At 61.6% G+C, this 25363-nt stretch carries 22 protein-coding genes; 17 read left to right on the top strand and 5 right to left on the bottom strand.

Going from position 1 to position 25363, the window contains the following annotated elements; translation table 11 throughout:
• Nucleotides 1–119 precede the first annotated feature (119 nt).
• Complete coding sequence (locus tag EDD78_RS11210; protein ID WP_079699956.1) at nucleotides 120–1130, bottom strand: LacI family DNA-binding transcriptional regulator; 1011 nt, start codon at nucleotides 1128–1130, stop codon at nucleotides 120–122.
• Nucleotides 1131–1352: 222 nt separating this feature from the next.
• On the opposite strand from EDD78_RS11210, the gene EDD78_RS11205 reads away from it, so the two are divergent.
• The 4 genes from EDD78_RS11205 (at nucleotide 1353) to EDD78_RS11190 (ending at nucleotide 6014) form a co-directional block, all read left to right on the top strand.
• Nucleotides 1353–2681 carry a family 4 glycosyl hydrolase gene (locus tag EDD78_RS11205; protein WP_132084985.1) on the top strand — a complete coding sequence of 443 codons (1329 nt, stop codon included), beginning with the start codon at nucleotides 1353–1355 and terminating at the stop codon, nucleotides 2679–2681.
• Nucleotides 2682–2856: 175 nt separating this feature from the next.
• Complete coding sequence (locus EDD78_RS11200; RefSeq protein ID WP_132084984.1) at nucleotides 2857–4197, top strand: ABC transporter substrate-binding protein; 1341 nt, start codon at nucleotides 2857–2859, stop codon at nucleotides 4195–4197.
• Nucleotides 4198–4291: 94 nt separating this feature from the next.
• The gene (locus EDD78_RS11195) at nucleotides 4292–5167 is read left to right on the top strand and encodes a carbohydrate ABC transporter permease (protein ID WP_079699953.1); all 876 of its coding nucleotides are present in this window, start codon (nucleotides 4292–4294) and stop codon (nucleotides 5165–5167) included.
• A gap of 1 nt (nucleotide 5168) precedes the next feature.
• Entirely contained in the window at nucleotides 5169–6014 is an 846-nt protein-coding gene (locus EDD78_RS11190; protein ID WP_286170859.1) for a carbohydrate ABC transporter permease, read from the top strand.
• 63 nt (nucleotides 6015–6077) lie between these two features.
• Here the strand turns inward: EDD78_RS11190 and EDD78_RS11185 are convergent, their stop codons facing one another.
• The 3 genes from EDD78_RS11185 to EDD78_RS11175 all read right to left on the bottom strand — a co-directional run bounded on the left by EDD78_RS11185 (nucleotide 6078) and on the right by EDD78_RS11175 (nucleotide 8658).
• Nucleotides 6078–7421: a M26 family metallopeptidase gene (locus EDD78_RS11185; protein ID WP_132084982.1), complete on the bottom strand. Its 1344-nt coding sequence runs from the start codon at nucleotides 7419–7421 to the stop codon at nucleotides 6078–6080.
• Nucleotides 7418–7657, bottom strand: a complete 240-nt coding sequence (locus EDD78_RS11180; RefSeq protein ID WP_132084981.1) for a hypothetical protein — start codon at nucleotides 7655–7657, stop codon at nucleotides 7418–7420. The genes EDD78_RS11185 and EDD78_RS11180 overlap by 4 nt, the downstream gene beginning before the upstream one ends.
• A gap of 263 nt (nucleotides 7658–7920) precedes the next feature.
• Nucleotides 7921–8658: a DUF4097 family beta strand repeat-containing protein gene (locus tag EDD78_RS11175; RefSeq protein WP_079699950.1), complete on the bottom strand. Its 738-nt coding sequence runs from the start codon at nucleotides 8656–8658 to the stop codon at nucleotides 7921–7923.
• A 397-nt stretch (nucleotides 8659–9055) separates the two neighbouring features.
• On the opposite strand from EDD78_RS11175, the gene EDD78_RS11170 reads away from it, so the two are divergent.
• The 4 genes from EDD78_RS11170 (at nucleotide 9056) to EDD78_RS11155 (ending at nucleotide 14020) form a co-directional block, all read left to right on the top strand.
• Nucleotides 9056–10339 carry a tyrosine-type recombinase/integrase gene (locus EDD78_RS11170; protein ID WP_159449039.1) on the top strand — a complete coding sequence of 428 codons (1284 nt, stop codon included), beginning with the start codon at nucleotides 9056–9058 and terminating at the stop codon, nucleotides 10337–10339.
• Between the two features lie 247 nt (nucleotides 10340–10586).
• Nucleotides 10587–12296 (top strand): peptidoglycan DD-metalloendopeptidase family protein, encoded by a 1710-nt coding sequence (locus tag EDD78_RS11165; protein ID WP_165873202.1) that lies wholly within the window; start codon nucleotides 10587–10589, stop codon nucleotides 12294–12296.
• Nucleotides 12297–12751: 455 nt separating this feature from the next.
• Nucleotides 12752–13012 carry a helix-turn-helix domain-containing protein gene (locus EDD78_RS11160; protein ID WP_079699947.1) on the top strand — a complete coding sequence of 87 codons (261 nt, stop codon included), beginning with the start codon at nucleotides 12752–12754 and terminating at the stop codon, nucleotides 13010–13012.
• A 186-nt stretch (nucleotides 13013–13198) separates the two neighbouring features.
• Entirely contained in the window at nucleotides 13199–14020 is an 822-nt protein-coding gene (locus EDD78_RS11155; protein WP_132084980.1) for a pentapeptide repeat-containing protein, read from the top strand.
• Here the strand turns inward: EDD78_RS11155 and rsmA are convergent.
• Entirely contained in the window at nucleotides 14017–14880 is an 864-nt protein-coding gene (rsmA, locus tag EDD78_RS11150; RefSeq protein ID WP_117507887.1) for a 16S rRNA (adenine(1518)-N(6)/adenine(1519)-N(6))-dimethyltransferase RsmA, read from the bottom strand. The two genes, EDD78_RS11155 and rsmA, sit on opposite strands and share 4 nt — an antisense overlap.
• Nucleotides 14881–15033: 153 nt before the next feature.
• Here rsmA and EDD78_RS11145 point away from each other — a divergent pair, with 153 nt between their 5' ends.
• The 9 genes from EDD78_RS11145 (at nucleotide 15034) to EDD78_RS11105 (ending at nucleotide 25338) form a co-directional block, all read left to right on the top strand.
• Nucleotides 15034–15528 (top strand): deoxycytidylate deaminase, encoded by a 495-nt coding sequence (locus EDD78_RS11145; RefSeq protein WP_242942197.1) that lies wholly within the window; start codon nucleotides 15034–15036, stop codon nucleotides 15526–15528.
• Between the two features lie 209 nt (nucleotides 15529–15737).
• On the top strand, nucleotides 15738–16553 hold the full coding sequence (locus EDD78_RS11140; protein ID WP_079700485.1) for a ClpP family protease: 816 nt from the start codon (nucleotides 15738–15740) through the stop codon (nucleotides 16551–16553).
• Nucleotides 16550–16780, top strand: a complete 231-nt coding sequence (locus EDD78_RS11135; protein ID WP_079699944.1) for a YlzJ-like family protein — start codon at nucleotides 16550–16552, stop codon at nucleotides 16778–16780. The genes EDD78_RS11140 and EDD78_RS11135 overlap by 4 nt, the downstream gene beginning before the upstream one ends.
• A 53-nt stretch (nucleotides 16781–16833) precedes the next feature.
• Nucleotides 16834–17709: an undecaprenyl-diphosphate phosphatase gene (locus EDD78_RS11130; RefSeq protein ID WP_159449037.1), complete on the top strand. Its 876-nt coding sequence runs from the start codon at nucleotides 16834–16836 to the stop codon at nucleotides 17707–17709.
• Between the two features lie 39 nt (nucleotides 17710–17748).
• Nucleotides 17749–20511, top strand: a complete 2763-nt coding sequence (locus EDD78_RS11125; protein WP_286170858.1) for an FtsK/SpoIIIE family DNA translocase — start codon at nucleotides 17749–17751, stop codon at nucleotides 20509–20511.
• A 60-nt stretch (nucleotides 20512–20571) separates the two neighbouring features.
• The gene (locus EDD78_RS11120; protein ID WP_132084979.1) at nucleotides 20572–22476 is read left to right on the top strand and encodes a YgiQ family radical SAM protein; all 1905 of its coding nucleotides are present in this window, start codon (nucleotides 20572–20574) and stop codon (nucleotides 22474–22476) included.
• A gap of 6 nt (nucleotides 22477–22482) precedes the next feature.
• Nucleotides 22483–23472, top strand: a complete 990-nt coding sequence (locus tag EDD78_RS11115) for a ComEC/Rec2 family competence protein (RefSeq protein WP_132084978.1) — start codon at nucleotides 22483–22485, stop codon at nucleotides 23470–23472.
• 17 nt (nucleotides 23473–23489) lie between these two features.
• Nucleotides 23490–23711, top strand: a complete 222-nt coding sequence (locus tag EDD78_RS11110) for a DUF3006 domain-containing protein (RefSeq protein WP_132084977.1) — start codon at nucleotides 23490–23492, stop codon at nucleotides 23709–23711.
• A gap of 232 nt (nucleotides 23712–23943) precedes the next feature.
• The gene (locus EDD78_RS11105) at nucleotides 23944–25338 is read left to right on the top strand and encodes an ABC transporter substrate-binding protein (RefSeq protein WP_132084976.1); all 1395 of its coding nucleotides are present in this window, start codon (nucleotides 23944–23946) and stop codon (nucleotides 25336–25338) included.
• Nucleotides 25339–25363: the final 25 nt, after the last annotated feature.

Below are 25363 nucleotides of genomic sequence, written 5' to 3'. Positions count from 1 at the left end.
TTCTCCTTGGCGTAAGAAAACCGCAGCAAAAAAAAGCCCATAAACCCGTGGTATAGGGTTTATAGGCTTTTCCTGAATAGCAGGCTATGTCTGATGGGCAGGAGATCCCCCGCCGCTCTTTACCTCGTCGAGGCGCGAACGATCAGCTCGGTGGAAAAGACCAGGTCGTGCCAGTTCGAGGTGTCCCCGTTCATCCGCGCGACCAGCCGGTCGGCCGTGGCGATCCCGATGTCCTGGGTGGGGATCGAGATGGTGGTCAGCGGCGGAATGGTATAGGCGGAAAACGAGGTGTTGTTGATCCCCACCACCCCGACCTCGTCAGGCACCTTGCGCCCCATGTTGTGCGCCTGGTTGAGGATGACCGAGGCCATCGAGTCGCTGCCGGCGAAGAAGGCGTCGGGCGGATGGGCGGAGTCGAGCATACGGCGGGTCTCCTCGGCGCAGTTTTCGAGGTCCCAGCCGCAGTAAACGATGAGATCGGGATCGAAAGGGATCCCCCGCAGCGAGAGCGCCAGATGGATGGCGCTGGCGGGGATGGTTTCGTGAAACGATCTTTCCAAGCTCGCCCCGCCCATATAGCAGATTCTGCGGTATCCCCGGTCCAACAGGTAGGAAAAGGCGGTGAAGCAGGCGCGGAAGTTGTCCACCCCCACGTTGTCGAGCTCCGGATATTGGGTGTCACACCCCACGATATAGGGCACGTACTCTTTGATATAGGCATACATCTCGTCGGGCAGCTGTTCCATGAGCACCAGCCCGCAAAGGCCCTGTGAAAAGGTCTCCTCAAGCACCTTCGGATTCATCAAATCCTTCAAATTCCGAATCGCGCTGATCACGTACCCATGCTCGATCATCCGGTTTTCCAGCGCCGAGAGGATGGAGGTGAAGTACGGGTCGGAATATTTTTCGACCGTCTCGGCCAGCACGCAGCCGATCCTTTTGGAAGAGGGAGCGCCTACCTTCGGGTCGCGGGTGATGTAGCGGTATTGATACCCGAGTTCGTGCACAGCCTGATAGACCCGCTCGCGGGTTTCGGGGCGGGTGCGGTAGGTGGTGTCCTCCGAGAGGATGCGCGATACGGTGGCGATCGAGACCCCGGCCCGAGCGGCTACGTCACGAATATTCGGCATCGGTGTTCCTTCTTTCACGAAAAATGTTTACTAAACATTATTATAGCAGAAAAAAACCGGATTACAAGGGGACGCGGACAGAAATTTAAAATTTTATTTAGCGATATGACGGATAATCAAAAAAATAACTCAAAAAAACTGTTTACATTTTTGAAACGATGTGCTAAGATAAAGTTAACAGGAACTAAACAGTTTACTAAAATGAGAAATGGGGTCATACATATGCCAAAAAAATTCGCATTCATCGGCGCCGGCTCGTTGGGCTTCACCCGCGACCTGGTGCGCGACATCCTCACCTTCGACAAGTTTAGGGACGCGGACATCTGGTTGATGGACATCAATCCGACCCGCCTTGAGTACTCCAAGCGCGGCGTCGAGAAGATCGTGACCGCCGGCAAGTACCCGGCGAGCGTCCATGCGACCACCAACCGCGTCGAGGCGCTCGAGGGCGCGGACGGCGTGCTGATCACCATTTTGCAGGGCGGGGTCGAGGTCTGGCGTTCGGACATTGAGATTCCCGAGCGCTACGGCGTGGACATCTGCGTGGGCGATACCCGCGGCCCGTCGGGGATTTTCCGCTTCCTGCGCACCGCGCCGGTGATGCTGGACATCTGCAAAGACGTCGAAAAGTACTGCCCGAACGCGGTGGTGCTCAACTACACCAACCCCATGGCCATGCTCTGCCGGCACCTGCAGAGCGAGAGCAAGGTCAACGTGACCGGCCTTTGCCACAGCGTGCAGGGCACCGCCCAGATGCTCGCCGAGTGGATCGGCGCCGACATGAAGGACGTCGAGTATACCTGCGCGGGGATCAACCACCAGGCCTTCTACATCGACTATAAGTGGAAGGGGCAGGACGCCTACCCGCTCATCCGCAAGGCGCTCGAGCGTCCGGAGATCGCCGAGAGCGACCCGGTGCGCAACGCGATGTTCAGAAACCTCGGCTACTACAACACCGAGAGCTCGGGCCACAACAGCGAATACAACGCCTGGTTCCGCAAGAGACTGGATTTGATCGGCAAATACTGCACCCACGGCACCAACTGGAACCCGGGCGAGCACGCCTACATCCTCAAGGAGTACCTCGGGCGTGAGACCACCTGGGAGAAGGAATACACCGAATACCTCGAGCATGGCGAGGTCGAGCTCGAGCGGGGCGACGAGTACGCGGCAAACATCTTCAACGCCCTCTTCGGCGACAACACCCCGTTCCCCTTCAACGGCAACCTGCGCAACGAGGGGTATGTCGACAACCTCCTGCCCGGCGCCTGCGTCGAGATTCCGGTCGTCGCCTGCAAGGACGGGATCATCCCCCAGAAGGTCGGCCGCATTCCGGATCATCTGGCGATCCTGATCAACACCTCGGCCGGGTGCGAGGAGCTCGCGGTCAGGGGCTGCATCGAGGGCAACCCGGAGGATATCTTCCACGCCATCCTGTTCGACCCGCTGACCTCGGCGGTGCTGACCATGGACGAGATCCGCGACATGACCCGCGAGATGTTTGAAAAGAACCGCGAATACCTCGGCTACTTCAAAACCCTGAAAATCTAAATTTGGGCCAAAACCATACGTTTAGCAACTGGAAAAGGGAAGCTCAAACGTTGTCGAAAGGTAACGAAGAAAGGCCCCTGTGCGGCTCTCCACTTTATGCGAAGAGCTGCACAGAGACCCTGGCATATAGAAATTTCTATATGTATAAATAAGATGAAAGAAAGAGGGACTTGAGATGAAACGATTATTGGCAAGCCTGCTCTGCGCATCGATGCTTCTGGTATCCTTTGCCGGCTGCGGCAGCAAGGAAGCGGCCCCGAGCAGCACACCCGAGACCACCCCTGAGACGCCCGCCAGCAGCACCGAAGCCGAGACTGAACCCACCGGCGAGGGCGCGACCATTGAGCTCTGGCTGCATCAAAACGAGGCCTGGAACGCCTCCCACCAGACGATCGCCGACCAGTACATGTCTGAGAACCCGGGCCAGGAGATTGTGATTAAGACCTTCCCCTACAGCGATTTCCTCTCCAAGATCCAGACCTCCCTGCTTTCGGGCGGCGAGGGCGCCGACATCTATGAGATGTGGGGCGGCTGGGCGCTCGACTTCACCGGGACCGGCGCGCTGGCCGAGGTTCCGGCGGACATCTCCGCGACCTTTGAAAACTTCTACGCCCCGGTGCTGGGCGCCTATACCCGCGACGGCAAGTACTACGGCGTGCCGCTGGAGTTCAACATCGAATACGGCGGGCTGCTGGTAAACAAGAAGCTCTTCGGAGAAAAGGGCCTGGAGTATCCCAAGACCTGGGCCGACATTGAGAAGATCGCGGACGCCACCTCCTCCAAGGACGGCGAGGTTATGAACCTGCGCGGCTTCGACTTCGTCTCGGAGGACAATATCCTGTACACCTTCCTGGCGATGATCCTCTCCTCGGGCGGCAGCTATCTGACTGAGGACGGCAAGGTCGACTTCACCACCCCCGAGGCGGTGGACGCGATGACCACGCTGGTCAGCTATGTGCGCGACAAGGGCTACACCAACCTCGACGGCATCACCAGCGGCAAGGAAGGCTATAGCTTCGTCTACACCGACGAGTCGATGATGGACATCGTCGGCCCGTGGGCGGTCGCCGACGGTTCCGCTTCCTACGGCCTGGAGTACGGCACGGACTACGAGTACATCGCTCTGCCTCCTTATAAGGAGCCCGTCAAGTTCGCCGCCGAGACTGGCTGGGGCCTGACCGTCGCCGAGTCGAGCGACGTCAAGGACGCCGCGTGGAAATACGTTGCATACTTCGATTCCCCCGAGGTTCTGGTCAAGCACAACATCGCTTGCTCCCAGATTCCGCCCCGCACCGAGATCGTCGAGATGCAGGAGTATAAGGATGGCATGCCCTATGCGCAGCCGCTGCTGGACATCCTGCCCGCCGGCCAGTTCATCGGGCCGTTCAACACCACCACCATCAAGGAGAACATCGACAACATCTTCACCGAGCTGTGCACCACCGATAACTATCCTACCATCAAGGACGGGCTTGTCGCTTTAACCGATAACCTCAACACCGCGTTCTTCGGCTGATCCGGCAAATACGCATAAATCTTCCGGGCGGGGGGGTACCTCTCCCCGCCCGGGATTTATTTAAATTTGCGCGATTTGGAGGATAGGAATCGTTATGAAAAATAACAAGTTCGTGTGCATCGTACTAATCCCCATTTTTTGCCTGATCGTTGTATTTTTAATCGCACCGCTGTTTTATGGGCTTGGCATCTCCATGTTCGACTATAACCCCCTGCGGGCAGACAACCCCTTTATTGGAGCCGCAAACTATGTGAGACTGTTCCACGACACCCTTTTTTACCGGGCGCTGGCGCATACGCTGGTCTTCGTCGGGGTGACAGTCACCCTTAATATAATCGTTACCCTGATCCTGGCGCAGTTGATCAGCTCTCTACCCTGGAATTTTGCGCGCGGGCTGTTCCGCACAGTCCTCTTCCTGCCCTGCGTGGCGCCGATGGTCGGCACCTCGCTGGTCTGGCGCAACGGCATGTTCGCCACCAAAAACGGCCTGGTCAACCACCTGTTGGGGTATCTCGGGATCCCGGCCATCAACTGGCTGGGGGATGCGAGCGTGGTCATGGTCGCCATGATCATCTTCACCATCTGGGCGGACATCGGCTACAATACCGTGCTTTTCTGCGCGGGGCTCGACGGAATCCCCAAGGACTTTAGCGAGGCCGCGCAGATCGACGGCGCCGGGCCGGTGCGGCGGTTCATCTACATCACGCTCCCCCTGCTCGGGCGCACCTTCATCTTCGTGCTGATGATGACGTTGATCTCGCACTTCCAGATGTTCGTGCAGTTCATGGTTCTGGCCCAGCGCGGCGCGCCGAACAACGCGGCGACCGTGCTCACCCTGCTCATCTATAAGGAGGGCTTCAGCAACCAGAATATGGGCTACGCCTCGGCCATCGCCGTCATTCTCTTCCTGGTCATCATGGTGGTCACTGTGATTCAGCGCCGGGTCAACCGGGTCGATTGGGGGTATTGAGATGACGGAAATGAAGAAACGAAAAAAGAACCCCTATCTTACGGCGAATATCATTATCGTGATCCTCCTGGGGCTGCTGGCGGTTCTGGTGGTGCTGCCCTTTGTATGGATGGTCCTCTCGTCCTTCAGGACCAACAAGGACATCCGTCTCAACATCTCCAGCATGTGGCCGGACCCCTGGACACTGACGGGCTACGCCGCGGCGCTGACCAAGGCGCCCTTCGTGCGGTGGTTCATCAACAGCGTGTTCGTCTCCACCACGGTGACGCTGATCGTGCTGTTCACCAGCTCGATCACCGGATTCGTCTTCGCGAAGTACAAATTCCCGTTTAAAAACCTGATTTTCGGCGTCATCCTGGCGACCATGATGGTCCCCTCCCAGGTGCTGATGATCCCCAACTTCCTGATCGTCAAGGGCTTGGGGCTCTATAACCGCCTGGGGGCGCTGATCGTGCCGATGATGGTGAGCATGTTCGGGATATTCCTGTGCAAGCAGTTCATCGAGGATATCCCGGACAGCCTGTGCGAGGCGGCCAGGATCGACGGCGCGGGGGATTTCTTCATCTACGCGCGGATCATCCTGCCCAACATCAAGCCGTGCATCGGGTCACTGACCATCTTCACCTTCCTCGAGCGCTGGAACGACTATCTGAACCCGCTCATCATGCTCAACGACACCGAAAAGATGACCCTGCCGCTGGCACTGAACTTCTTTTCCTCCCAGCATCTGGCGGATCTGAGCGCTACCATGGCGGTGGCCTCCCTGGTCATGGTGCCGGTACTGATCGTGTTCATCATGTTCCAAAAGCAGTTTATTAAGGGCCTTGCCCTTTCGGGAATGAAGTAAACGGCATACATAAAAACGGCGGCCCGCTTTTGGCGGGCCGCCGTTTTTATGCGAGATGATGATTCAAGGCTGGAACACTTTGAGAACCGGGGCGGCAACGGTCTTGCTTCCGCCCGACAGGGTGGGGACGGTGACGGTGCCCATCCCCCAGACAGACGGGTCGAACCCCGCCGGTAGGGAGGAGAAGGAGAAGATTTGCGTGCAGCCGTCATCTGAGAAATTATCGGCCGTCGGATTGTTTGAGGTGTTCGCGATCCCGTGGGTCGGGCCACCCGTCCCGCTCGCCCCCCAGTAATTAGCCGAGGAGGTGATCGAGCCGGGGAAAAAATTGTTTTGGCTGTCCTGAAGGGAGATGTCCCCGGCAACGCCGCCCGACATCCGTTCGGCGGACCCATCATTGGAAGCGGATACTTGGTATTCGGTCAGGTTCCAGGTTTGCCGGATGGTACAGCGGTTGCGCGCGACCGCGGCGATCCCGCCGATCCATCTTACATCGGCAGTTGTACCGTAGGAGGAAGAAACGACCCCGGCAAAGTAGCAGTTTTCTATGGTCGATTGACTGAGATGCCCGATCAGGCCGCCCCGCTCAGGCCAGATAAAGTCGCCCTGATCCTCCACCCGGCCGGTGGCGCAGCAATTCGAGATGAAGGAATTATTCTCCGCATGGGCCGCCAGTGACGCGGCGACAGTATTACCTTTTACGGTTACGGACTCCAACGCGAGGTTTTGAACCGTGGCCCCCTCAAGACGGCTGAACAGTCCGCCGGTATCAGCTTCGTTCACCTTGAGCCCGGTGATCTTGTGCCCGCCCCCGTCATAGGTGCCGGAAAAGGAAGCGATCGGCGTCCAGTTGCCCGAGAGGGCAATGTCCCGGTCTTGGTAGATATTCGCCGTGCCATGCGCTCCCACATGCGCGAGCTGCTGCTGCGAGCCGACATAGAAGGGGTCCGCCGCACTCCCGCTCCCCCGGTAGAACGCCCCCGCCGTCCCCGCCGCGCACCCGCAGGTCGGCTTGGTGGTGAAGGGAAATTCCCGCGCCGCCGCCATATCCGTCCCGATCCGGTCCGGCAGCGGGCGCGCTTCGATTTTCAGGGTGTAGCTCTGCGGACCGGTGATGTCATAGGCCAGCGGCAGGTAAACATCCCCCTGCGCCGCCGTCATCTCCACCTTCGCGCTGACCGCCGGGGCCCCGGCGGCGCTGCCGCCCTCGTAGAGCGAGAAGGTGTAGTCGGTGGTGCGCGGCGAGCGGGTGAAGGGGATGGTCACCCCGTAGTCCGCTTGGTAGTTATCCTGCACCGTCACAGTGACCCCACTCTGCGCCGCCCCGGCGCTGGCGGTGAGCAGGAACATGCCTGCTGTGAGCGAAGCGGCCAGCAGCCGGCGCGGGCGCACTGCCCGGCCCGTCATCCCTGCTCACCGATAGCACAGGTGGTGATCTCCCCGATCACGAACCCGTCGAGCGGGAGCTGCTCGCTCTCGGGCAGCTCGAAAGCGTACCGCTCGAGCAGCTCATACTCCTGCGCGGTGATGATCCCCTGCCCGAGCAGGGAGGCGTAATACTCCCGTGGGTTTTCCTGCACGGAAAACCCACAGAAAGTAAGTATCGCCAGGACCAGCAGGAACGCGGTTAGGAATTTTTTCATTTGACTTCCCCCTTAAGAATAAAAGACCAGCAGATAAGGTTGCTTGCGGTCTTTCGCTCCGGGGGTGGGGGCGGGAAAGGGAAGATTTCACTTGAAATCCGTACCAGAACAGGATATAATTAGGATAAACAGGGAGGAAATCGACGAAATCTTCGAGCCTCCTTCTAAAAAAACACAAAAAGACGACCGTTAGCAACCTTAGCTAACGGTCTTTCTTGTTTGCCGCCGAAAAGCAAATGCTCCATCATTTCGGGGGGGCAGGATTACTTCTTGAAGTCGATCGAACCGACCTTGGTTGAGAGGTTGATCTTGGTCTTTTCGTCCTTGTTTTTAAAGGGGATGCCCTGCTGGCCGAGCTCCTCCATCACCAGGTTGTAGGAGGAGGAACGGGGGATCTTGAACTTGATGTTCCCAACGTCCGAGCTCAGGCGGATCTCCTCGGCGGCGGCGATGTTGTTTAGCTGCACGTCGATATCCCCGACCAGGCTCGTGATGGAGCTCTTTCCGCTGAAGGAGCTCTTTTTGACTGTGACCGAGCCGTTGTTCGAGATGATCGAAAAGGCGCAGTCCATTTTCTCCACCAGGATGTCTCCGCTGCCCGACTGGACGACCACGCTGCCGATCCCGTCGGGCACCTTGATGGTCAGGTCCACCGATACGTCCTCGCCCTCCTTGAGCGTTAAGCTCTGTCCCGGCTCGGAGTAGATGGAAAGCAGGCTCGGGTCGCTGTTGTCGGTGGTGACCCGCACGTTCTGCTCGATCAGGGTGCGGCGGCTGCGCTCCGGGGCGGTGATGGCGTATTCGGCCTCCATCTGGATGATCTTTCCGGAAGAGGGGACGATATGGATGTTTCCCTTGTCCGACTCCACATTGATTGCCACGATATTTTCGACCGGCACGTCGGGCAGGTCCTCCCGGCTGAGCTTGCCGGTGTGCGGCCCCCCGCAGCCGTAGAGCAGGCAGAGCCCCAGTGCAAGGGGAAGCAGGAATGATTTGCGCATTTGTTGTCCTCCTTCGTAAAAGGGGGTGGTTTTAAGGTGGCCGTTCGTGCGGCGAAACCGGCGCGAAACGTCCAAAAGGGAATGGCCATTTATATGGATGACCGACTCTATTATACAGGAAATACGGTCTAAATTGCAATTTTTAAAGGAATATTTAAATTTATTCAACAAATAAAATTGAATTTGAGGCTTAAACGTGGTAAATTGGGTGCATGGCCGTGACGGTGCAAAACGCCGGCCAGTGCCCGGACGCGCCCGCTCCCTGTGGGAGCGGCAGGGCAAATTTTCGCGCAGCAAGCCTTTCTTCGCACGGGCCGCTTTACATCCCTGCCATCCCCATCCCCAGCCTATTAAGACTACCTATATGCCAAAATACGAGAAATGGGGTAGCATTAATATGGCCGAGATCAAAAACCGCATAGCGAGCTCTCTGAATTTGAGCGTAAAGAGGTCCTCGCTGCTCCCGAGCTATGTGCCCATGCACGTCACCCGGGAATACCGCCTGTGTTACACGCATTACAAGCCCGCCCGCCGAAGCAAGAAAGGCGTATCCTACATCGATTTTATGTCCATGCTGCGCCGGCAGCAGCTGTTCGAATTTGAAAGCCAGTTCTCCTACATTGGCCGACGTTTTCGGATCATCTCCGCCCCCGCCAAAGAAGAGCTCACCAACACCAGGGTCGTCGTTCCCGATCCGGAGGGGATCGAGGAACTGCTGGAGGACGGCAAGTATAACTATGTCTCTTCCAGCGTCCCCGTCCAGCTGCAGGACCTGCCGAGCAAGGACGTCAGCTTTTCCGAGTGGAGCGCGCTCTGGCTGGAGACCTATAAACGGGGCCGCGTGAGGCCCAACACCTACCACGTCACCTACCGCAACATCGTGTTTAACCACCTCAACCGGCATTTCGAGGACACGCCGGTGCGGGACATCACCCCGCTGGACATCCAGAACGCCCTGATGACCGAGGCCCAGATCTATTCGGATTCCACCATGCGCAAGGTCAAGGCGGTGGTCTATGCCATCTTCGACCGTGCGGTGGACAACGGGATCTGCCAGAGCAATCCGGTGCGCAACATCCCCACCCCGCCGGGGCTTCCCTGCCGTCCGAAGCGGGTCTATTCAAAGCGCGAGGCGCAGACGCTTATCGACTTTGCCAAGACCCATCCCAAGGGCGCGTCGATCATCACCCTGCTCAAGACCGGCATGCGCCGCGGCGAGCTGGTGGCGCTGATGTGGAAGGACATCGATTTCCGGGGCGGCATCATCCACATCTCCCGCGCGGCGGCGGATGTGCACGATAAGGTGCTCATCGGGCCGCCCAAGACCAAGACCAGCGTGCGGGCCATCCCGTTTGACAGCGAGCTGAAAAGGATATTGGCCTCCCTGCCGCAGACCTCGCCCTTCGTCTTCCCGAACCGCTATGGGGAGATTAACTCCCCCAACAACTGGTCGCGGCGCACCTACCGCCCCTTTATGGAGGCGTTTGCCCGCCGCCACCCGAACGTCCCGATCCTCAATCCGCACGAGCTGCGCCACACTTATGGCACGCTGCTGCGCGACCGCGGGGTGGACATCTATTCCATCCAGAAGGTGCTCGGCCATGCCGACATCTCAATGACCTCGCAGATTTACGTGCACAACAACGAGAAGACGCTTAAAAAGGCGTTGGGGCTCAAGTGACCCCATTCCCCGCCGTTTGACAGCATCCCCGCCGGTATGCTATGATGCCGGGGTTCGTAAGCCCCCCGGAACGGCCCGGGCCCCCTGTGAAAATTTGCTGTGCGATCCTGATACATCCCCGCAAAACATCCGGCCGCGCGGGCGGCCAAATTTTTCGACCCAATATGCCGCACGGACGGCCGGTTCCCGGATGTGCGTCACACGCGCCGGCGCTTGAGACAATGACGGTGGCGGCATGGAGGAGAAGATGAGCGCAAGAGAACTACTCGAAAAAATAGCGGTCCTGCTTTACGCGATCGTTTATAAGTACTGTTATCTGGTCGGTCTCTTTACCCAGGAGCTGCTTGAGGGCGTGGTGCGCTTCGTCTCGCGACATGTGCGCCGGGCCGAGCTGCGCCTGATTGACTTTGCACGCGCGCTCCCGCCGGCGCTTTCCCACCTTCTGCACCGGCTGCGCCGTTCGCTGCAGCGGCAGCGTCTGCGGGCGGGGCGCACCTTTGGTTCGGTGCGCGTCGCCGCCGAACAGATGCGCTCCGGCCGGGGGCGCGAGGGGCTGCGCACCTTCGGGCGCGCCGGCCTTGAGCTGCTGCGCCAGCTCTTCCCGCTGCTGCGCACTATCGTCAACCTGGCGCTGCCCATCGCGGCCATCCTGCTGCTGTGGCAGAATGTGCAGCTGGTGGGACGGCAGCAGTATGCGCTGCGGGTGGCCTATGCCGGCGAGACGGTGGGACTGATTAAAAACGAGGCGGTCTACGACCGGGCGGTCAGCCAGGTCGAGGCCAAGCTGCAGGGCTCCCAGCAGGGGACCCCGATCGACTTCAGCGCGAATTTCGAGCTGATCCCGGTCGGGGAGAGCGACCCGCTGCTGGACGAGTACGCCCTGAGCGACAAGATCATCGCCGCCTCGGACAACGACATCACAGAGGCCTTCGGCCTCTATGTGGACGGCAGCCTGATCGGCGCGGTGGCGCAGAAGAACACCTTGCCCACCCTGCTGGCCGGGCTGCAGGACCGTTACCGGACCGACGACCCGACCGAAACGGTGAGCTTCGTGCGGAGCGTCAAGGTGGTCGAGGGGCTCTACCCCGAGGGCCGCGTGGTGGATGGGGAGACCATCGGCTCCCTGATCGACCGCGAGGTGCAGGGCGAGGTGGTTTACACCGTCGAGGCGGGGGACTCCCCGTCGCTGATCGCCGAACGCTTCGGCATCCCGCTGCGCCAGCTGCTGCGCAACAACCCCGGGATCGAGGAATCCCTCCTGATCGGGGATGAGGTGGTGGTGGACCGGGCGCAGCCCTATATGTCGGTGAAGATCAGCCGGGTCGAAACCTACGAGGAGGAGATCCCCTACTCCACCGAGACGAGCGAGGATAGTTCGCTGCTCAAGGGCCAGCGCAAGGTGACCCGCGAGGGCGAGAATGGTCTCGCGCGGGTGCGCGCCTCGGTGACCTACGTGGACGACGTGGAGACCGAGCGCAATGTGCTGAGCCGCACCCCGCTGCGCGAGGCGGTCAGCGAGCAGGTCTCGGTCGGGACCAAGCTCTTCGCCCAGACGCCGGGGGTCTACTCCTCGGGCACCGTGTCCTCCAACTTCGTCTGGCCGGTGGTGAGCGCGAGGGCCTATGTCTCCAACGGCTACTATGGCTACTACGGGCACGGGGCGATCGACATCGCGGCGCCCTACGGCTCGCCGATTATCGCCTCCGCGCCCGGCACGGTGGTGATGGCGACCTATTCCGCCAGCGGGTACGGCCGGCATGTGATGATCAATCACGGCGACGGCGTGCAGACCCTCTACGCGCATATGAGCGCCCTGGCGGTTGGCGTCGGGGAGACGGTGGAGCAAGGGCAGGTCATCGGCTATGTGGGCAGCACCGGCAATTCGACGGGCAACCACTGCCACTTTGAGATACGGGTAGGCGGAAGCAAGGTGAACCCGATGGGATACCTCCCGTGATTTTCTGTCTGGCGTCCCGCCGCGGCGATATTTGCCGCGGCGGGATTTTTTTTGTGTTTTGTGGCCGGCGGCAGGCCCTAAAGGGCAAACCCGGAAAGCGCATGGGCCGATGGACGCCGGGGCGCAAAAGGGAGCCTCGCTTTACAGGGGTGGCAAAGTTTGCACTTTGGGCTGACCAATATTTGCTAAGAAATTAGCTCGCACCCCACGCGAGGCGCACCGTCAAGCGGTTTGCGGGAGGTCGCTTCCTTGACAATCGACCCATAATTGTTGTAGTATACCCACAGAAGGAAGAAGCGATGGGGGATACTTTTTCCTGGTCCGGACCGGAGGTAGGAACCGCCCGGACGAAGAAATATCGGTTTGTTCCGCCGGCAAAGAGGCGCCCTTTGGATTTTAGCTGTCTTTTGGGAGGGCCCCGGCGGATAAACAAATATAGTGTAGGTGGGGTTAAAATGAAAGGAGTTTTAAGCACCAGGATGGTGGGCGACCGCAACCTGGTGGGCGACCGCATCCGGCAGGCGCGTTTGGCGCTCAAGCCGCCGGCGACCCAAAGCCAGGTGAGCGCAAAGCTGCGTGAGGAGGGGATCGAGCTGACCTTCAGCTCGGTGGGAAAGATCGAGCAGGGCCTCTCCGCCGTGACTGACAAGCAGCTGGTCGCCTTTTCCAGGGTGTTGGGCGTTTCCGTCCTTTGGCTTCTGGGCATGGAAGATTAAAACCGGCCGCTGTGACGTCGGGCGTTGGCTTCCCTGCCCGCGGGCCCCGCAAGCGGCCCGCATGGATCATGCTTATTCCATTAAAAATACACCGGCGACGCCGGGGCCTCAATGCTCCGGGTTGCCGGTGTGTTTTTTGTGCGGATGTGTTATACTGAAAAAAATTCTTCGAGAGGAGGGCACCAAATGAGGGGGATCCACCGCCCGGACCCGTGTCCACAGCTCAGCGCACGGCTTGCGATCGACTGCAAAAGCTGTCAGGGCCTGTGCTGCGCCGCCCTGGCCTTCTCCCGCTGCGACGGGTTCCCCGCGGACAAGGCGGCAGGGGAGCCCTGCCGCTACCTCGGCGGGGACTTTCGCTGCGCCGTCCATGCGCGGCTGGGGCAAAAGGGGCTGCACGGCTGCATGGCCTTCGACTGCTTCGGAGCCGGCCAGCGGGTGAGCGGGTACTATCCCGGCCGGGACTGGCGAAGCGACCCGGCGCTGAAAGACGCGCTGTTCGCGCGCTTCCTCGCCGTTTACCGGCTGCACCAGATGCTCTGGCTGCTGGGCGAGACGCTCTCCCTGTTACCCGCGCATTCCCTCTGGGAGGAGGCTGCGGCGCTGATTGCCGAGGGCGACGAGCTGGCGCGGCAGCCTTCTCCCGGCCTCGGAGAATATCACAGACGGGTCAGCCGGGTGCTGCAAAGCGCCGGGGCGCTCGTCTGCAGGGAGGCGGGCCCGGCGGCGCCTGGCAGGAAGCGGATGGATTATGCCGGGCGCAGCCTGCGCGGGCAGAGCCTTTGCGGGCGGGATATGAGCATGGCGCTGCTGATCGCCGCCGACCTGCGGGACTGCAATCTCTATGGGGCCAACCTCTGCGGGGCCGACCTGCGGGACTGCGACCTGCGCGGGGCGGACCTGCATGAAGCGTGCTTCCTCACCCAGGGGCAGCTGGCCGCCGCCAAGGGGGACAAGACCACCCGCCTGCCGCCAAGGCTGCGCCGTCCAGCCGGCTGGGAGGGCTAGTGCCGGTACGCGTACAGGGCGTTGGCCAGCGCGCCGAACTGCTCGAGGGTGAGCGCCTCGGCACGCGCAGAAGGGGAGACGCGGCATTCCTCCAGGAGGGGGCCGAGCTCGCCCTTGGGGATTTTTAGGCCGCTGCTCAGGGTGTTGAGGATGGTCTTGCGCCGCTGGGAAAAGGCGGCGCGCACCACGGAAAAGAAAAACGCCTCGTTTTCCAGCGCGATGGGCGCTTCCCTGCGCAGGGTCAGACGGATGACGCAGCTGTCCACATTCGGCGCGGGCAGGAAGGACCCGCGGGAGACCGGGAAGAGGATTTCGGGAGAGCTGTAGTACTGCACCGCCAGCGAGACGGCCCCGCAGGCCCGCTCGCCGGGCGCGGCGCACAGGCGGGTTGCCGCCTCCTTTTGCACCATCACGGTGATCGACTCGATGGGCAGGCGCTCCTCGAGCAGCTTCATCACGATGGGCGAGGTGATGTAGTAGGGCAGGTTTGCCGCCACCGCGACTTGCAGCCCCGCGAACCGCTCGCGGATCAGGGCGTGCAGGTCGACCTTGAGCACGTCCCCGTTAACGATTTCGACGTTGTCGAAATCGGACAGGGTTTCCTCCAGCACTGGCAGCAGCCGCCCGTCAATTTCCACGCAGACCACCCGCTCGGCGCGCGCGGCCAGCTCGGCGGTCAGCACCCCGATCCCGGCGCCGATCTCGAGGATTCCGTATCCCGGCGCGGCGTGGGCGGCCTCGGCCATGCGCGGGCAGACCGAGGGGTTGATGAGAAAATTTTGCCCCAGCGCCTTGGAAAAGGTGAAGCCATGGCGGGCGAGCACCTCGCGGATCACCCCGATGTTGGAAAGGTTTGGCATATCTGTCCTCCGAATTTTCATGAACCGAATGTGACGATTTTTTTAATTATAGCATAAATTGGACGATTTTGTTTGCATGTGGGCTTCGTTTATTATATGATGATAAAAAAGGCAGCGAAAAAGCGCTGTATAAGACGAACGGAGGCGATTTTTGTGCCGGAGCGCAGAGACAAGATCAACTATTATTTGGACATCGCCGAGACGGTGGCCAGCCGGGGCACCTGCCTGCGCCGCAACTTCGGGGCGATCATCGTGCAAAACGATGCGATCATTGCCACCGGATATGTCGGCGCGCCGCGCGGGCGGGCCAACTGCAGCGACCTTGGGTACTGCACCCGCAAGCGGCTCGGCGTGCCGGCCGGGGAACGGTATGAGCTCTGCCGGTCGGTCCATGCCGAGGCCAACGCCATCATCAACGCGCCGCGCGACCAGATGATCGGCAGCACCCTCTACCTGGTGGGGATCGAATACGACTCCGGGGAATATTCCCGCGGGGCGCTGCCCTGTTCGATGTGCAGGCGGCTGATCATCAACGCCGGGATCTCGACGGTCATCGTGCGGGACGACAAGCAAAGCTATCGCACCTACGTGGTGATGGACGAGTGGGTGGTCAAGGACGATTCCCTCTCCGACCACCGCGGATACTGAAAAACACGGGCCATAAAAGGGCGGGAAACCGCCCTTTTTGTCGCTCGGGAGGGAAGGGTTTTGTTTGACGCAAAGGCTTCTTTGCGGTATAATATTTTTTTGGACAGCCTCTCTTTTTTGCCTCCCTGGGGCGGCATAATCGGCCCCGCGCTTGGCACACTAAGCGGTGAAGCGCTTCCCTCCGGGAGGCAGCATTGGAGGTGTGCCGCGTGGCAGAAGAGAAGGATAAAAAAAGCCATTCCCTCAAAAATGAGGATAAGCAGCAGGACGAGGAGCAGCAGGACGACGTTTCCTTAACCAAGGAGCAGAGCGAGCAGATCGTGGAGACCGGCTCGCTCACCCACTCGAAGGGCAAGCACGTCATCCACTGCCTGACCATCGTCGGGCAGGTGGAGGGGCATTACATCCTCCCCTCGCAGAACAAGACCACCAAGTACGAGCATGTCATCCCCCAGCTGGTGGCCATCGAGCAGGACCCCGAGGTCGAGGGGCTGATCATCATCCTCAACACCGTCGGGGGCGACGTGGAGGCGGGGCTCGCCATCGCCGAGCTGATCGCCGGGATGAAGAAGCCCACCGTCTCGCTGGTGCTCGGGGGCGGGCATTCGATCGGGGTGCCGCTGGCGGTCAGCGCCAAGCATTCCTTCATCGCACCCTCGGCAACCATGACCGTCCATCCGGTGCGCATGAACGGGCTGGTGCTCGGCGTGCCGCAGACGCTCAGCTATTTCGACCGCATGCAGGAGCGGATCATCCGTTTTGTCTGCGACAATTCGCAGATTTCCCCCGACCGCTTCAAGCAGCTGATGATGAACTCGGGCGAGCTGGTGATGGACATCGGCACCGTGCTCGACGGGGACAAGGCGGTCGAGGAGGGGCTGATCGACTCCCTGGGCGGGCTCGCCGACGCGGTGGCCGAGCTCTACCGCCAGATCGAGGAGCTGGGCCCCAAAAAAGAGGACGGGCCCGGGAAAGAAGACGAGCCCGCAAAGGAACCCAAAAAGAAGGGGGCGAAGGGAAAATGATCCTTCATTCCGTCGCTCCGCTCTGGCAGCTGCTGCCGCCGGATACAGAGCCGCAGCTCTCCTGCGTCGAGTTCGAGGGGGGTATGCTGCTCGGACGTGAAGGGCGGGAGGGGCTCGAGATCACCCAGGTGGTCTCGACCGACCCGCGCGTCTATCTCGACGAGCGCTTTTCACCCGGCGCCACCTACCGCCGGCCGGGTGGTAAGCAGGCCAAAAACGGAATATAAATATTCTGACCGGGCCGCGGCCCGGGAATACATATGTGAGAGAGGTACTTCATTTGAGCGGATTACAGGCCCTTTTGCAGGGCGCGCTGCAGGGATTGACCGAGTTTCTGCCCATCTCCAGTTCCGGGCACCTGTCCATCTTCCAGTACTTTACCGGGCTGTCGGGGGAGAGCGGGCTGCTCTTCACCGTGCTGCTCCACCTTGGCACGCTGATCGCGGTTTTCATCGCGTTCTGGAAGACCATCCTCGAGCTGGTCGTCGAGTTCTTCCACATGCTCGGGGAGATTTTCACGGGCAGGTTCAGGCTCAGCCAGGCGAATCCCAGCCAGCGGATGATCCTGCTGCTGATCGTCTCGCTGCTGCCGCTTTGCTTTTTCATCCTCTTTAAGGATTTTTACGCATCGCTCTCGAGCGACAACGACATCACCGTCGAGGGGCTCTGCCTGATCGTGACCGGAATCCTGCTCACCCTGGCCGACCGCTCCCGAAAGGGGCGCAAGACGGCGCGGGAGATGCGCTTTCGCGACGCGCTCGTGATCGGAGTCGCACAGGGGATCGCCCCGCTGCCCGGGGTCTCGCGCTCGGGGTCGACGGTGGCCGCCGGCATGCTGATGGGGCTCGACCGCCAGTACGCGGTGACCTTCTCCTTCATCATGGGGATCCCCGCGGTGCTCGGCGCCAATGTGCTCGAGCTCGGCGAGGCGCTGGGGTCCGGCAGCTTTGAGCTGCCGCTCGTGCCGGTGCTCATCGGGGTGGCGGCCGCCGTGGTCTTCGGGATCATCGCCATCAAGATGGTGCAGTGGGTGGTGCGCACCGACAAGTTTAAATATTTCGCGTGGTATACCCTGGCGCTTGGCTCGGTCGTGACGGTGATCGGCATTGTCGAGCTTTTGAGCGGGCACGCGATCCAGCGCATGCTGCTCGGCTGATAGCACGCGGCAGGAACGAAAAATGGGAGGGAAGCCCGGATGGCTGCAAGAAAAACCCCGGCGCAGAAGGCCGCCGAGACACGCAAGCAAAAACAGGAGATGTCCCGCGCCAAGCAGCAGGTTTGCGCGATCGTCCTCTTTGCGATCGGCATCTTTTTGGGTGCGCTGTCCGTCATAGAGGGGGACAATTTTTGGCGGGTGCTGCACGACACGCTCTATGGTCTGTTCGGTTTCGCGGGGATTTTGATCGCCCCGGCGTTCATTTACATAGCGGTGATGGCGACGCTCGACAAGCCCATCGGCAAGCTGGGGCACAAGGTCTGGCAGAGCGTGGCGCTCATCGTCCTCGTCTCCACCGCGGTGCAGATCTTCTCCTACGGCCCGCTCAAAGAACAGGGGCTGTGGAATAAAATCAAGGAGCTTTTCGCCCAGGGGGTGCTTTTAAACGGCGGCGGCCTCGTCTCCGGGCTGATCGGCCAGCCGCTGGTCTCGCTGTGCGGCGAGTCGGGGGCCAAGGTGATCGTGGTGCTGCTGATCTTCGTGTTTGTGATGATCTTTACCGGCGGAACCCTGATCGGCTTGTTCCGGGGCGCGATGAAGCCGGTGCAGAAGATCGGCGAAACCTATACCGAGCGGATCCAGGAGCGCCAGAGCGCGCCGGACGCCACCCCGCCCTCCCCCGGCAAGGGGCGCTTCAATGTGGATATCCCGCTGGACGGGGACCAGCCCGCCGCCTCCCGTGGGGAGCCGAAGGCGGCCGGGCCCTTCCCGCCCGCACCGGATATGGAGCCTTCCCTGCCGTGGCAGGATGCCGCCGTCCCGGCCGCTGCTGCGGACGAGGGGGCCGGCGCGCAGGGGAGCTTCGCGCGCAAGTCGCTCGAGCGGCTGGAACAGCAGCAGGAGGCCAAGGCCACCCTGCTGGGTGCCTCCCGCCCCGGCCGGTTCGAGTTTGACATCCAGCTCGACGGGGACCTGGACGACGTGCGCACCGACGAGCTGCCCGAGGAACCGGATCTCGAGGACATTTCACAGGACGAGGTCGGGGAGGACACGGTGCTGCATTTCCGTCAGAGCGCCCCGGCCGCCGGGGAGGACAAGCCCCAGAGCACCGACGATGTGATCAATGAGATCCTGCGCCGCTCGGCCAACGGGGAGGAGATCCTCGAAGGGGAGGAGCTTCCGCGGCACGGGGAACCGGAGGAGGAAAACGCGCCGCCCGAGGGGGCGAAGAAGGACCCGGTGGAGCGCAAGCTCGAGGCGGGGCTATCGGCCGTCAGCGCCGAGGTCGCGGCGAAGGGGGCCAACGAGCGCTTCGCCGAGGAATTCGGCTCGCCCAAGGAGTACGCCTACCCGCCCGTTTCGCTGCTCAGCGAGCCCAAGCGCAAGAAGGACGACCTGGACGCGGAGGAACTCAAGGCCAACGCCCAGCGGCTGGTGGACACCCTCAAGAGCTTCGGGGTGCAGACCAGGATCATCGACATCGCCAAGGGCCCCGCGGTCACCCGCTATGAGCTGCAGCCCTCGGCGGGGGTAAAGATCTCTAAAATCACCTCTCTGGCTGACGACATCGCCCTAAACCTCGCCTCGGCCGGGGTGCGCATCGAAGCACCGATCCCCAACAAGCCGGCCGTCGGGATCGAGGTCCCCAATAAGAACGTCTCGATGGTCCACATCCGGGAGATCATCGACTCCAACGAATTCGTGGACGCCAAGAGCCCGCTGACCATGGCGCTCGGGCGGGACCTCTCGGGCCGGGTGACGGTGGCGGACATCTCGAAGATGCCCCACATGCTGATCGCGGGCGCGACCGGCTCAGGCAAGTCGGTGTGTATCAACTCGATCATCATCTCCCTGCTCTATAAATCCTCCCCCGAGGAGGTAAAGCTCTTGATGGTCGACCCGAAGGTGGTCGAGCTCGGCGTCTATAACGGGATCCCCCACCTGCTGGTGCCGGTGGTCACCGACCCGAAGAAGGCCGCCGGGGCGCTGGCCTGGGCGGTCAACGAGATGCTCCAGCGCTACAAGATGTTCGCGGACAATTCGGTGCGGGACATCAGCGGCTTCAACCGCCTGGCGCAGACCAGGGAAGAGCTCAGTCCGATGCCGCAGATCGTCATCATCATCGACGAGCTGGCCGATTTGATGATGGCCGCGCCCAACGAGGTGGAGGACTACATCTGCCGCCTGGCCCAGATGGCGCGCGCGGCGGGCATGCACCTGGTCATCGCCACCCAGCGCCCGTCGGTGGACGTGATCACCGGCGTGATCAAGGCGAACATCCCCTCGAGGATCGCCTTCGCGGTCTCCTCGTCGGTGGACAGCCGCACCATCCTCGACATGGGCGGGGCCGAGAAGCTGCTCGGGCGGGGCGACATGCTCTTCTATCCCGTCGGAGCGGCCAAGCCCATCCGGGTGCAGGGGTGCTTCGTCAGCGACCAGGAGGTCGACAAGGTGGTCGGCTTCGTCAAGAGCAGCGGCGAGGAGCACGCCTATGACGAGGAGGTCATGCAGGAGATCGAGCGGCAGGCCGTGAGCGAAAAGTCCGGCTCCTCCGGGGACGGAGGCGGCTTCGACGAGGAGGACGAGATGCTCCCCGCCGCCATCGAGTGCGTGATCGAGATGGGCCAGGCCTCGACCTCGATGCTCCAGCGCAAGCTGAAGCTCGGCTATGCGCGCGCGGCGCGGATCATCGACGAGCTCGAGCAGAAGGGGGTCGTGGGCCCGTTCGAGGGCTCGAAGCCCCGGCAGGTGCTCATCACCCGCGAGCAGTGGTACGAAATGAAACTAAACCAAGAGGAATAGCGCCCCTCCCGCAGGCCGGCTCTCCCGGCCTGCGGGCGCGCTTGTTTTAGGAGGAACCCGATGGCGTTTTTGCCGGTCAACAAACAGGATATGGAGGCCCGGGGCTGGGAGCAGTGCGACTTTGTCTGCGTGACGGGGGACGCCTACGTCGACCACCCCTCCTTTGGCACGGCCATCATCACCCGGGTGCTCGAGGCCGCGGGCTTTCGCGTCGGGGTGATCGCCCAGCCGGATTTCCGGGACGGGCGGGACGTTTCCCGCCTGGGGCGCCCGCGGCTCGGCTTTCTCGTCAATTCGGGCAACATCGACTCGATGGTGGCCCACTACACCGCCGCCAAGCGCCGCCGCTCCCAGGACGCCTATACCCCCGGCAACCGCGCCGGGGCGCGCCCCGACCGGGCGGTGGAGGTCTACTGCCATCTTTTGTGGCGCGCCTTCCCCGATTCGATCATCATCATCGGCGGGGTGGAGGCGTCTTTGCGGCGTTTCGCGCACTACGACTACTGGGACGACGCGGTGCGCGAATCAATTCTCTGCTCCAGCGGGGCCGACCTGCTCATCTATGGGATGGGGGAGAACGCGGTTTTAGAGATCGCCCGGCGGCTCGATGAAGGGGCCGCTCTCAAGGATATGCGCGGCATCCGGGGGATCTGCTATCTCGACGACGGCGCCGACCTGCCGGCCGGCAACGTGACCGTCGCATCATTTGAAAAGGTGCGGCAGGACAAGGCCGCCTACGCCAAGGCGCACAAGGCGCAGATGCTCGAGCAGGACAGCGCCTACGGCAGGCCGCTCGTCCAGCGCCACGGCGAGCGCTACGTCGTGCAGACCCCGCCGCAGCCGGTGCTCACCACCGAACAGCTCGACCGGGTCTTTTCCCTGCCCTATGAGCGGTACTACCATCCCTCGTATGAGGCGCTCGGCGGGGTCAAGGCGATCGAGGAGGTCGAGTTTTCGATCATGCACAACCGCGGGTGCTTCGGCAACTGCAACTTCTGCTCGATCGCCTACCACCAGGGGCGGCAGATCGCGGTGCGCAGCCACGAGTCGGTGCTCAAAGAGGCCGAAGACTTTGTAAAGAATCCCCGCTTCAAGGGATACATCCACGACGTGGGCGGGCCGACGGCCGACTTTCGGCACCCCTCCTGCCAGGGTCAGCTCGAGCACGGGCTCTGCAAGGGCCGCAAGTGCCTGGCGCCCGTCCCCTGCAAGCAGGTGGACCCGGACCACAGCGACTACCTGCGCCTGCTGCGCGAGCTGCGGGCCATTAAAGGGGTCAAGAAGGTGTTCGTGCGCTCGGGGCTGCGGTTCGATTATATCCTGCTCGAGCGGGACCGCGCCTTCCTGGAGGAGCTGATCGAGCACCACGTCAGCGGGCAGCTCAAGGTCGCGCCCGAGCACTGCTCGGACCATGTGCTCGATAAGATGGGCAAGCCGCACATCGCCACCTATGAGCGGTTTGAAAAGGAATTTTACCGGATCACCAAAAAAGTGGGGAAGGAGCAGTATCTCGTCCCCTATCTGATGTCCTCCCATCCGGGCAGCCGGCTTCAGGACGCGGTGGACCTGGCGCTCTTTCTGCGCCGGCACCGCATGCGCCCCGAGCAGGTGCAGGATTTCTATCCCACCCCCGGCACCACCTCGACCTGCATGTATTACACCGGGCTGGACCCGATGAGCGGGGAAGCGGTATACGTCCCGCGCACCCCGCAGGAGAAGCGCCAGCAGCGCGCGCTCCTGCAATATTTTAAGCCGGAGAACCGCCGCACCGTGATCGAGGCGCTGGTCTCGATCCGCCGGGAGGACCTGATCGGCCGGGGACCCGACTGCCTGGTGGAGCCGGATGCGCAGTATACCCGGGAGCACCGGGCCGCCCCGGTGAAAGCGCAGGGGCGGCAGCGCCAGCGGGGAAAGCGCCCTGTGCAGAAGCCGCGGCGCTCGAACAAGGCAAAACGCGGGAGGTGACGCCGGTTGGCCAGGCGAAAGAAAAAACGAAATTTTAAGTCCCTTCGCGGAATCCTGATCATCGCCTCGGTGGTGGTGCTGGCGGTCGGCGGAATGGCGGCGGCGCAGAGGTCCATGCCGCAATGGAGCCTGCTGTCGGGCCTCGGGGAGATCAAGGATGCGCTCGGCGACCTCTACGGCTACGACGTGACCGCGCCCTCGGCGTCGCAGAAGATGGTGAGTGGGGAGGGCGAGTTCGAGGTACATATGCTGGACGTCGGGCAGGCGCTGTCGGTCTTCCTTCGCGCGCCCGGCGGGGAGTGCGCGCTGATCGATGCGGGGGAGCGGGGCGATGGGGAGTTCGTCTGCGGCTATCTGGAAAGCCAGGGGGTGCGAAAGCTCGACTACCTGATCGCCACCCACGCGCATGCCGATCACATCGGCGGCATGGCAGACGTGGTGCGGCAATTTGAGATCGGAAAGGTCATTATGAGCGACCTGCCCGAAGGACTCGAGCCGACCACCAAGGTCTATACCGACCTGCTCGAGGAGATCGCCAAAAAGGGGTATAAGATTACCCTCGCGCGGCCGGGCACGCAATACAACCTGGGCGAGGCGATCTTTGAGCTCGAAGCGCCCAACGCGCAGTATCAGGACCTCAACAACACCTCGGTGGTCACACGGGTGACTTTTGGGGAACGCGGCTTCTTGATCGAGGGGGATGCCGAGCTCGAGTCGGAGCGGGATATGCTGCGCCTGGGCCGGGAGGTTTCGGCCGACGTGCTGATCGCCGGACACCACGGCAGCTCGACCTCCTCGAGCCAGAAGTTCCTCGAAGCGGTCTCCCCGCAGGCGGTGGGGATCTCCTGCGGGCTGGGCAACAAGTATGGCCATCCGCACGAGGAGACGCTGGACAAGCTTCAGAAGCTGGGCTGCCAGGTGCTGCGCACCGATCTTTGCGGCACGGTGCGTTTTTATACCGACGGGCAGAAGCTGCGCATTGAAACCGAACGTTAACGAAAGGCGGGAGCAGGATGAAAACATGGGTCATCGACCGGTTTGAAGGGGAATACGCCGTCTGCGAGGGCGAGGACGGGAAGATGAAGGATTTTGCCAAGGTCTGGCTGCCGTCCTATGCCAAGGAAGGCGACGTGCTCAAAGAGCACGACGACGGGAGCTTCACGGTGGACCTGCACGAAACCAAGGCGCGCCGGGAGCGCACCCGCGCCCTCTTCGACAGCCTGGTGGAAAAATAGACGCCGCCCTGCGGGAATGCGGGCGGCTGGCCGCGGGCCGTTGACAAGTTCAGCGGCCCGCAATTTTATGGAACCTTGCAGGGGGATCCATGCGCGCCGCCCGGCAGACAGCGGCAAACTATCTAAAAAATAATTTCCTTCTTGACAGGATTTCACACAAAATGTATAATGTGCTTGGAGTTAATTAATTCGGTGAAGAAATTAATGTGTGATTTGATAAGGAGGATTTGTTGTGAAAAAACAGGTATCCCTGGTTCTTGCGGCACTTCTGAGCTGTACCCTTCTTTTGAGCGCCTGCTCTGGCGGCGGTGGCGCCGCCTCTTCGCAGGAGCCCGCCGGGGAACCCGCCTCCCAGGCGGGTGAAGAGGCTCCGTCCGAGGAGCCCGCGGGGAGCGGCGAAGCGGTGGAGCTCGGTTTCCTGGACGTCATGCCCTCGCCCGAGCGGACTGAATTCTTAAAGAGCCAATTGGACAAATTCCATGAGCAGAACCCGAACGTCACCTTTACATACAACTCGGTGCCCTGGGACGACGCGTATAAAAAGGTGGTCTCGATGGCGGCCTCGAACACCCTGCCGGACATCCTGACGGGCGACGTGACCTTCATGCTGGCCCTGGCGCCGATGGGCCAGATCGAGGACCTGACCGAGATGTGGGAGGGCTCGCCCGACTACGGCGACCTGTCCGAGGCGACCAAGGCGGCTAGCAGCCTCTACACCTATGAGGAAAAGGTCTATGCGATCCCCGACGGCTACCAGACGCAGGGAATCTTCGTGCGCACCGACTGGCTCGAAGCGGCGGGCTACAAGGTGGAGGATCTGCAGAACTGGAACTGGGATCAGTATTTCGAGGTCGTCGAGAAGCTGACCGACCCGACCCAGAACCGCTATGGGATCGCCTTCCGCGGCGGCGGCAACGGGTTCATGCGCTTCTACGAGTACCTGGCCAGCGAGCTTGAGACCCCGGCCATCTTCCCCGGAGATAACGACACCACCATCCTGGAGGACCCGCGCGCGCAGGAGCTGTTCGAGAAGTTCTACGGCCTTTACAAAAACGGCCAGGCGCCCAAGGATTCGGTCAACTGGGCCTTCAAGGAGATGGTCGAGGGCTTCATCAACGGCCAGTGCGGCACCCTCAACCAGACCCCCGAGGTGACCATCACCTGCGAGCAGAGCATGGAGGACGGCACCTGGACGGTCCTGCCCTTCCCGAGCAAGGAGGGCGCGCAGAAGAAGGTCCTGCTCTGGGGCCAGACCGCCGGCTACATGGTCAGCGCCAACTGCAAGGACAAGGAAGCGGGCTTCGATTTCATCCGCTACATCTCCTCGCCCGAGGTCAACCTCGAGTACTGCAAGGCCTTCTCGGGGCTGCCGCTGTATAAGTCCACCCTCAACGACGACTTCTTCCAGAAGGGTGCGATGAAGGGCTACGCCGACGCGCTGCTGGCGGATAACCTGGCGTATCTCACCCAGCCGACCGAGCTGACCCAGTGGGGCTACTTCCTCTCGGAATACGCCAAGAACGAGACCCAGAAGTACATGACCGGCGCGCAGGATTCGGCGACCACCATCGCCAACCTGAACAGCTGGCTCAAGGAAAACTACGCGAAGGACATCGCGGGAAAATAGCATAGTGCATAAAGCTGCTGTCCTC

The organism is Harryflintia acetispora, assembly GCA_004340125.1.
Classification (GTDB): Bacteria; Bacillota; Clostridia; order Oscillospirales; family Ruminococcaceae; genus Harryflintia; species Harryflintia acetispora.
Note: the sequence above shows the minus strand (reverse complement) of the source record. Positions and strands in the feature narration are given on the sequence as shown.

What these genes read in the sequence shown, in the direction of transcription:
- EDD78_RS11210 (WP_079699956.1), bottom strand. Translation starts at nt 1,130, where the DNA reads ATGCCGAATATTCGTGACGTAGCCGCTCGGGCCGGGGTCTCGATCGCC.
- EDD78_RS11205 (WP_132084985.1), top strand. Translation starts at nt 1,353, where the DNA reads ATGCCAAAAAAATTCGCATTCATCGGCGCCGGCTCGTTGGGCTTCACC.
- EDD78_RS11200 (WP_132084984.1), top strand. Translation starts at nt 2,857, where the DNA reads ATGAAACGATTATTGGCAAGCCTGCTCTGCGCATCGATGCTTCTGGTA.
- EDD78_RS11195 (WP_079699953.1), top strand. Translation starts at nt 4,292, where the DNA reads ATGAAAAATAACAAGTTCGTGTGCATCGTACTAATCCCCATTTTTTGC.
- EDD78_RS11190 (WP_286170859.1), top strand. Translation starts at nt 5,169, where the DNA reads ATGACGGAAATGAAGAAACGAAAAAAGAACCCCTATCTTACGGCGAAT.
- EDD78_RS11185 (WP_132084982.1), bottom strand. Translation starts at nt 7,421, where the DNA reads ATGACGGGCCGGGCAGTGCGCCCGCGCCGGCTGCTGGCCGCTTCGCTC.
- EDD78_RS11180 (WP_132084981.1), bottom strand. Translation starts at nt 7,657, where the DNA reads ATGAAAAAATTCCTAACCGCGTTCCTGCTGGTCCTGGCGATACTTACT.
- EDD78_RS11175 (WP_079699950.1), bottom strand. Translation starts at nt 8,658, where the DNA reads ATGCGCAAATCATTCCTGCTTCCCCTTGCACTGGGGCTCTGCCTGCTC.
- EDD78_RS11170 (WP_159449039.1), top strand. Translation starts at nt 9,056, where the DNA reads ATGGCCGAGATCAAAAACCGCATAGCGAGCTCTCTGAATTTGAGCGTA.
- EDD78_RS11165 (WP_165873202.1), top strand. Translation starts at nt 10,587, where the DNA reads ATGAGCGCAAGAGAACTACTCGAAAAAATAGCGGTCCTGCTTTACGCG.
- EDD78_RS11160 (WP_079699947.1), top strand. Translation starts at nt 12,752, where the DNA reads ATGAAAGGAGTTTTAAGCACCAGGATGGTGGGCGACCGCAACCTGGTG.
- EDD78_RS11155 (WP_132084980.1), top strand. Translation starts at nt 13,199, where the DNA reads ATGAGGGGGATCCACCGCCCGGACCCGTGTCCACAGCTCAGCGCACGG.
- rsmA (WP_117507887.1), bottom strand. Translation starts at nt 14,880, where the DNA reads ATGCCAAACCTTTCCAACATCGGGGTGATCCGCGAGGTGCTCGCCCGC.
- EDD78_RS11135 (WP_079699944.1), top strand. Translation starts at nt 16,550, where the DNA reads ATGATCCTTCATTCCGTCGCTCCGCTCTGGCAGCTGCTGCCGCCGGAT.
- EDD78_RS11125 (WP_286170858.1), top strand. Translation starts at nt 17,749, where the DNA reads ATGGCTGCAAGAAAAACCCCGGCGCAGAAGGCCGCCGAGACACGCAAG.
- EDD78_RS11120 (WP_132084979.1), top strand. Translation starts at nt 20,572, where the DNA reads ATGGCGTTTTTGCCGGTCAACAAACAGGATATGGAGGCCCGGGGCTGG.
- EDD78_RS11110 (WP_132084977.1), top strand. Translation starts at nt 23,490, where the DNA reads ATGAAAACATGGGTCATCGACCGGTTTGAAGGGGAATACGCCGTCTGC.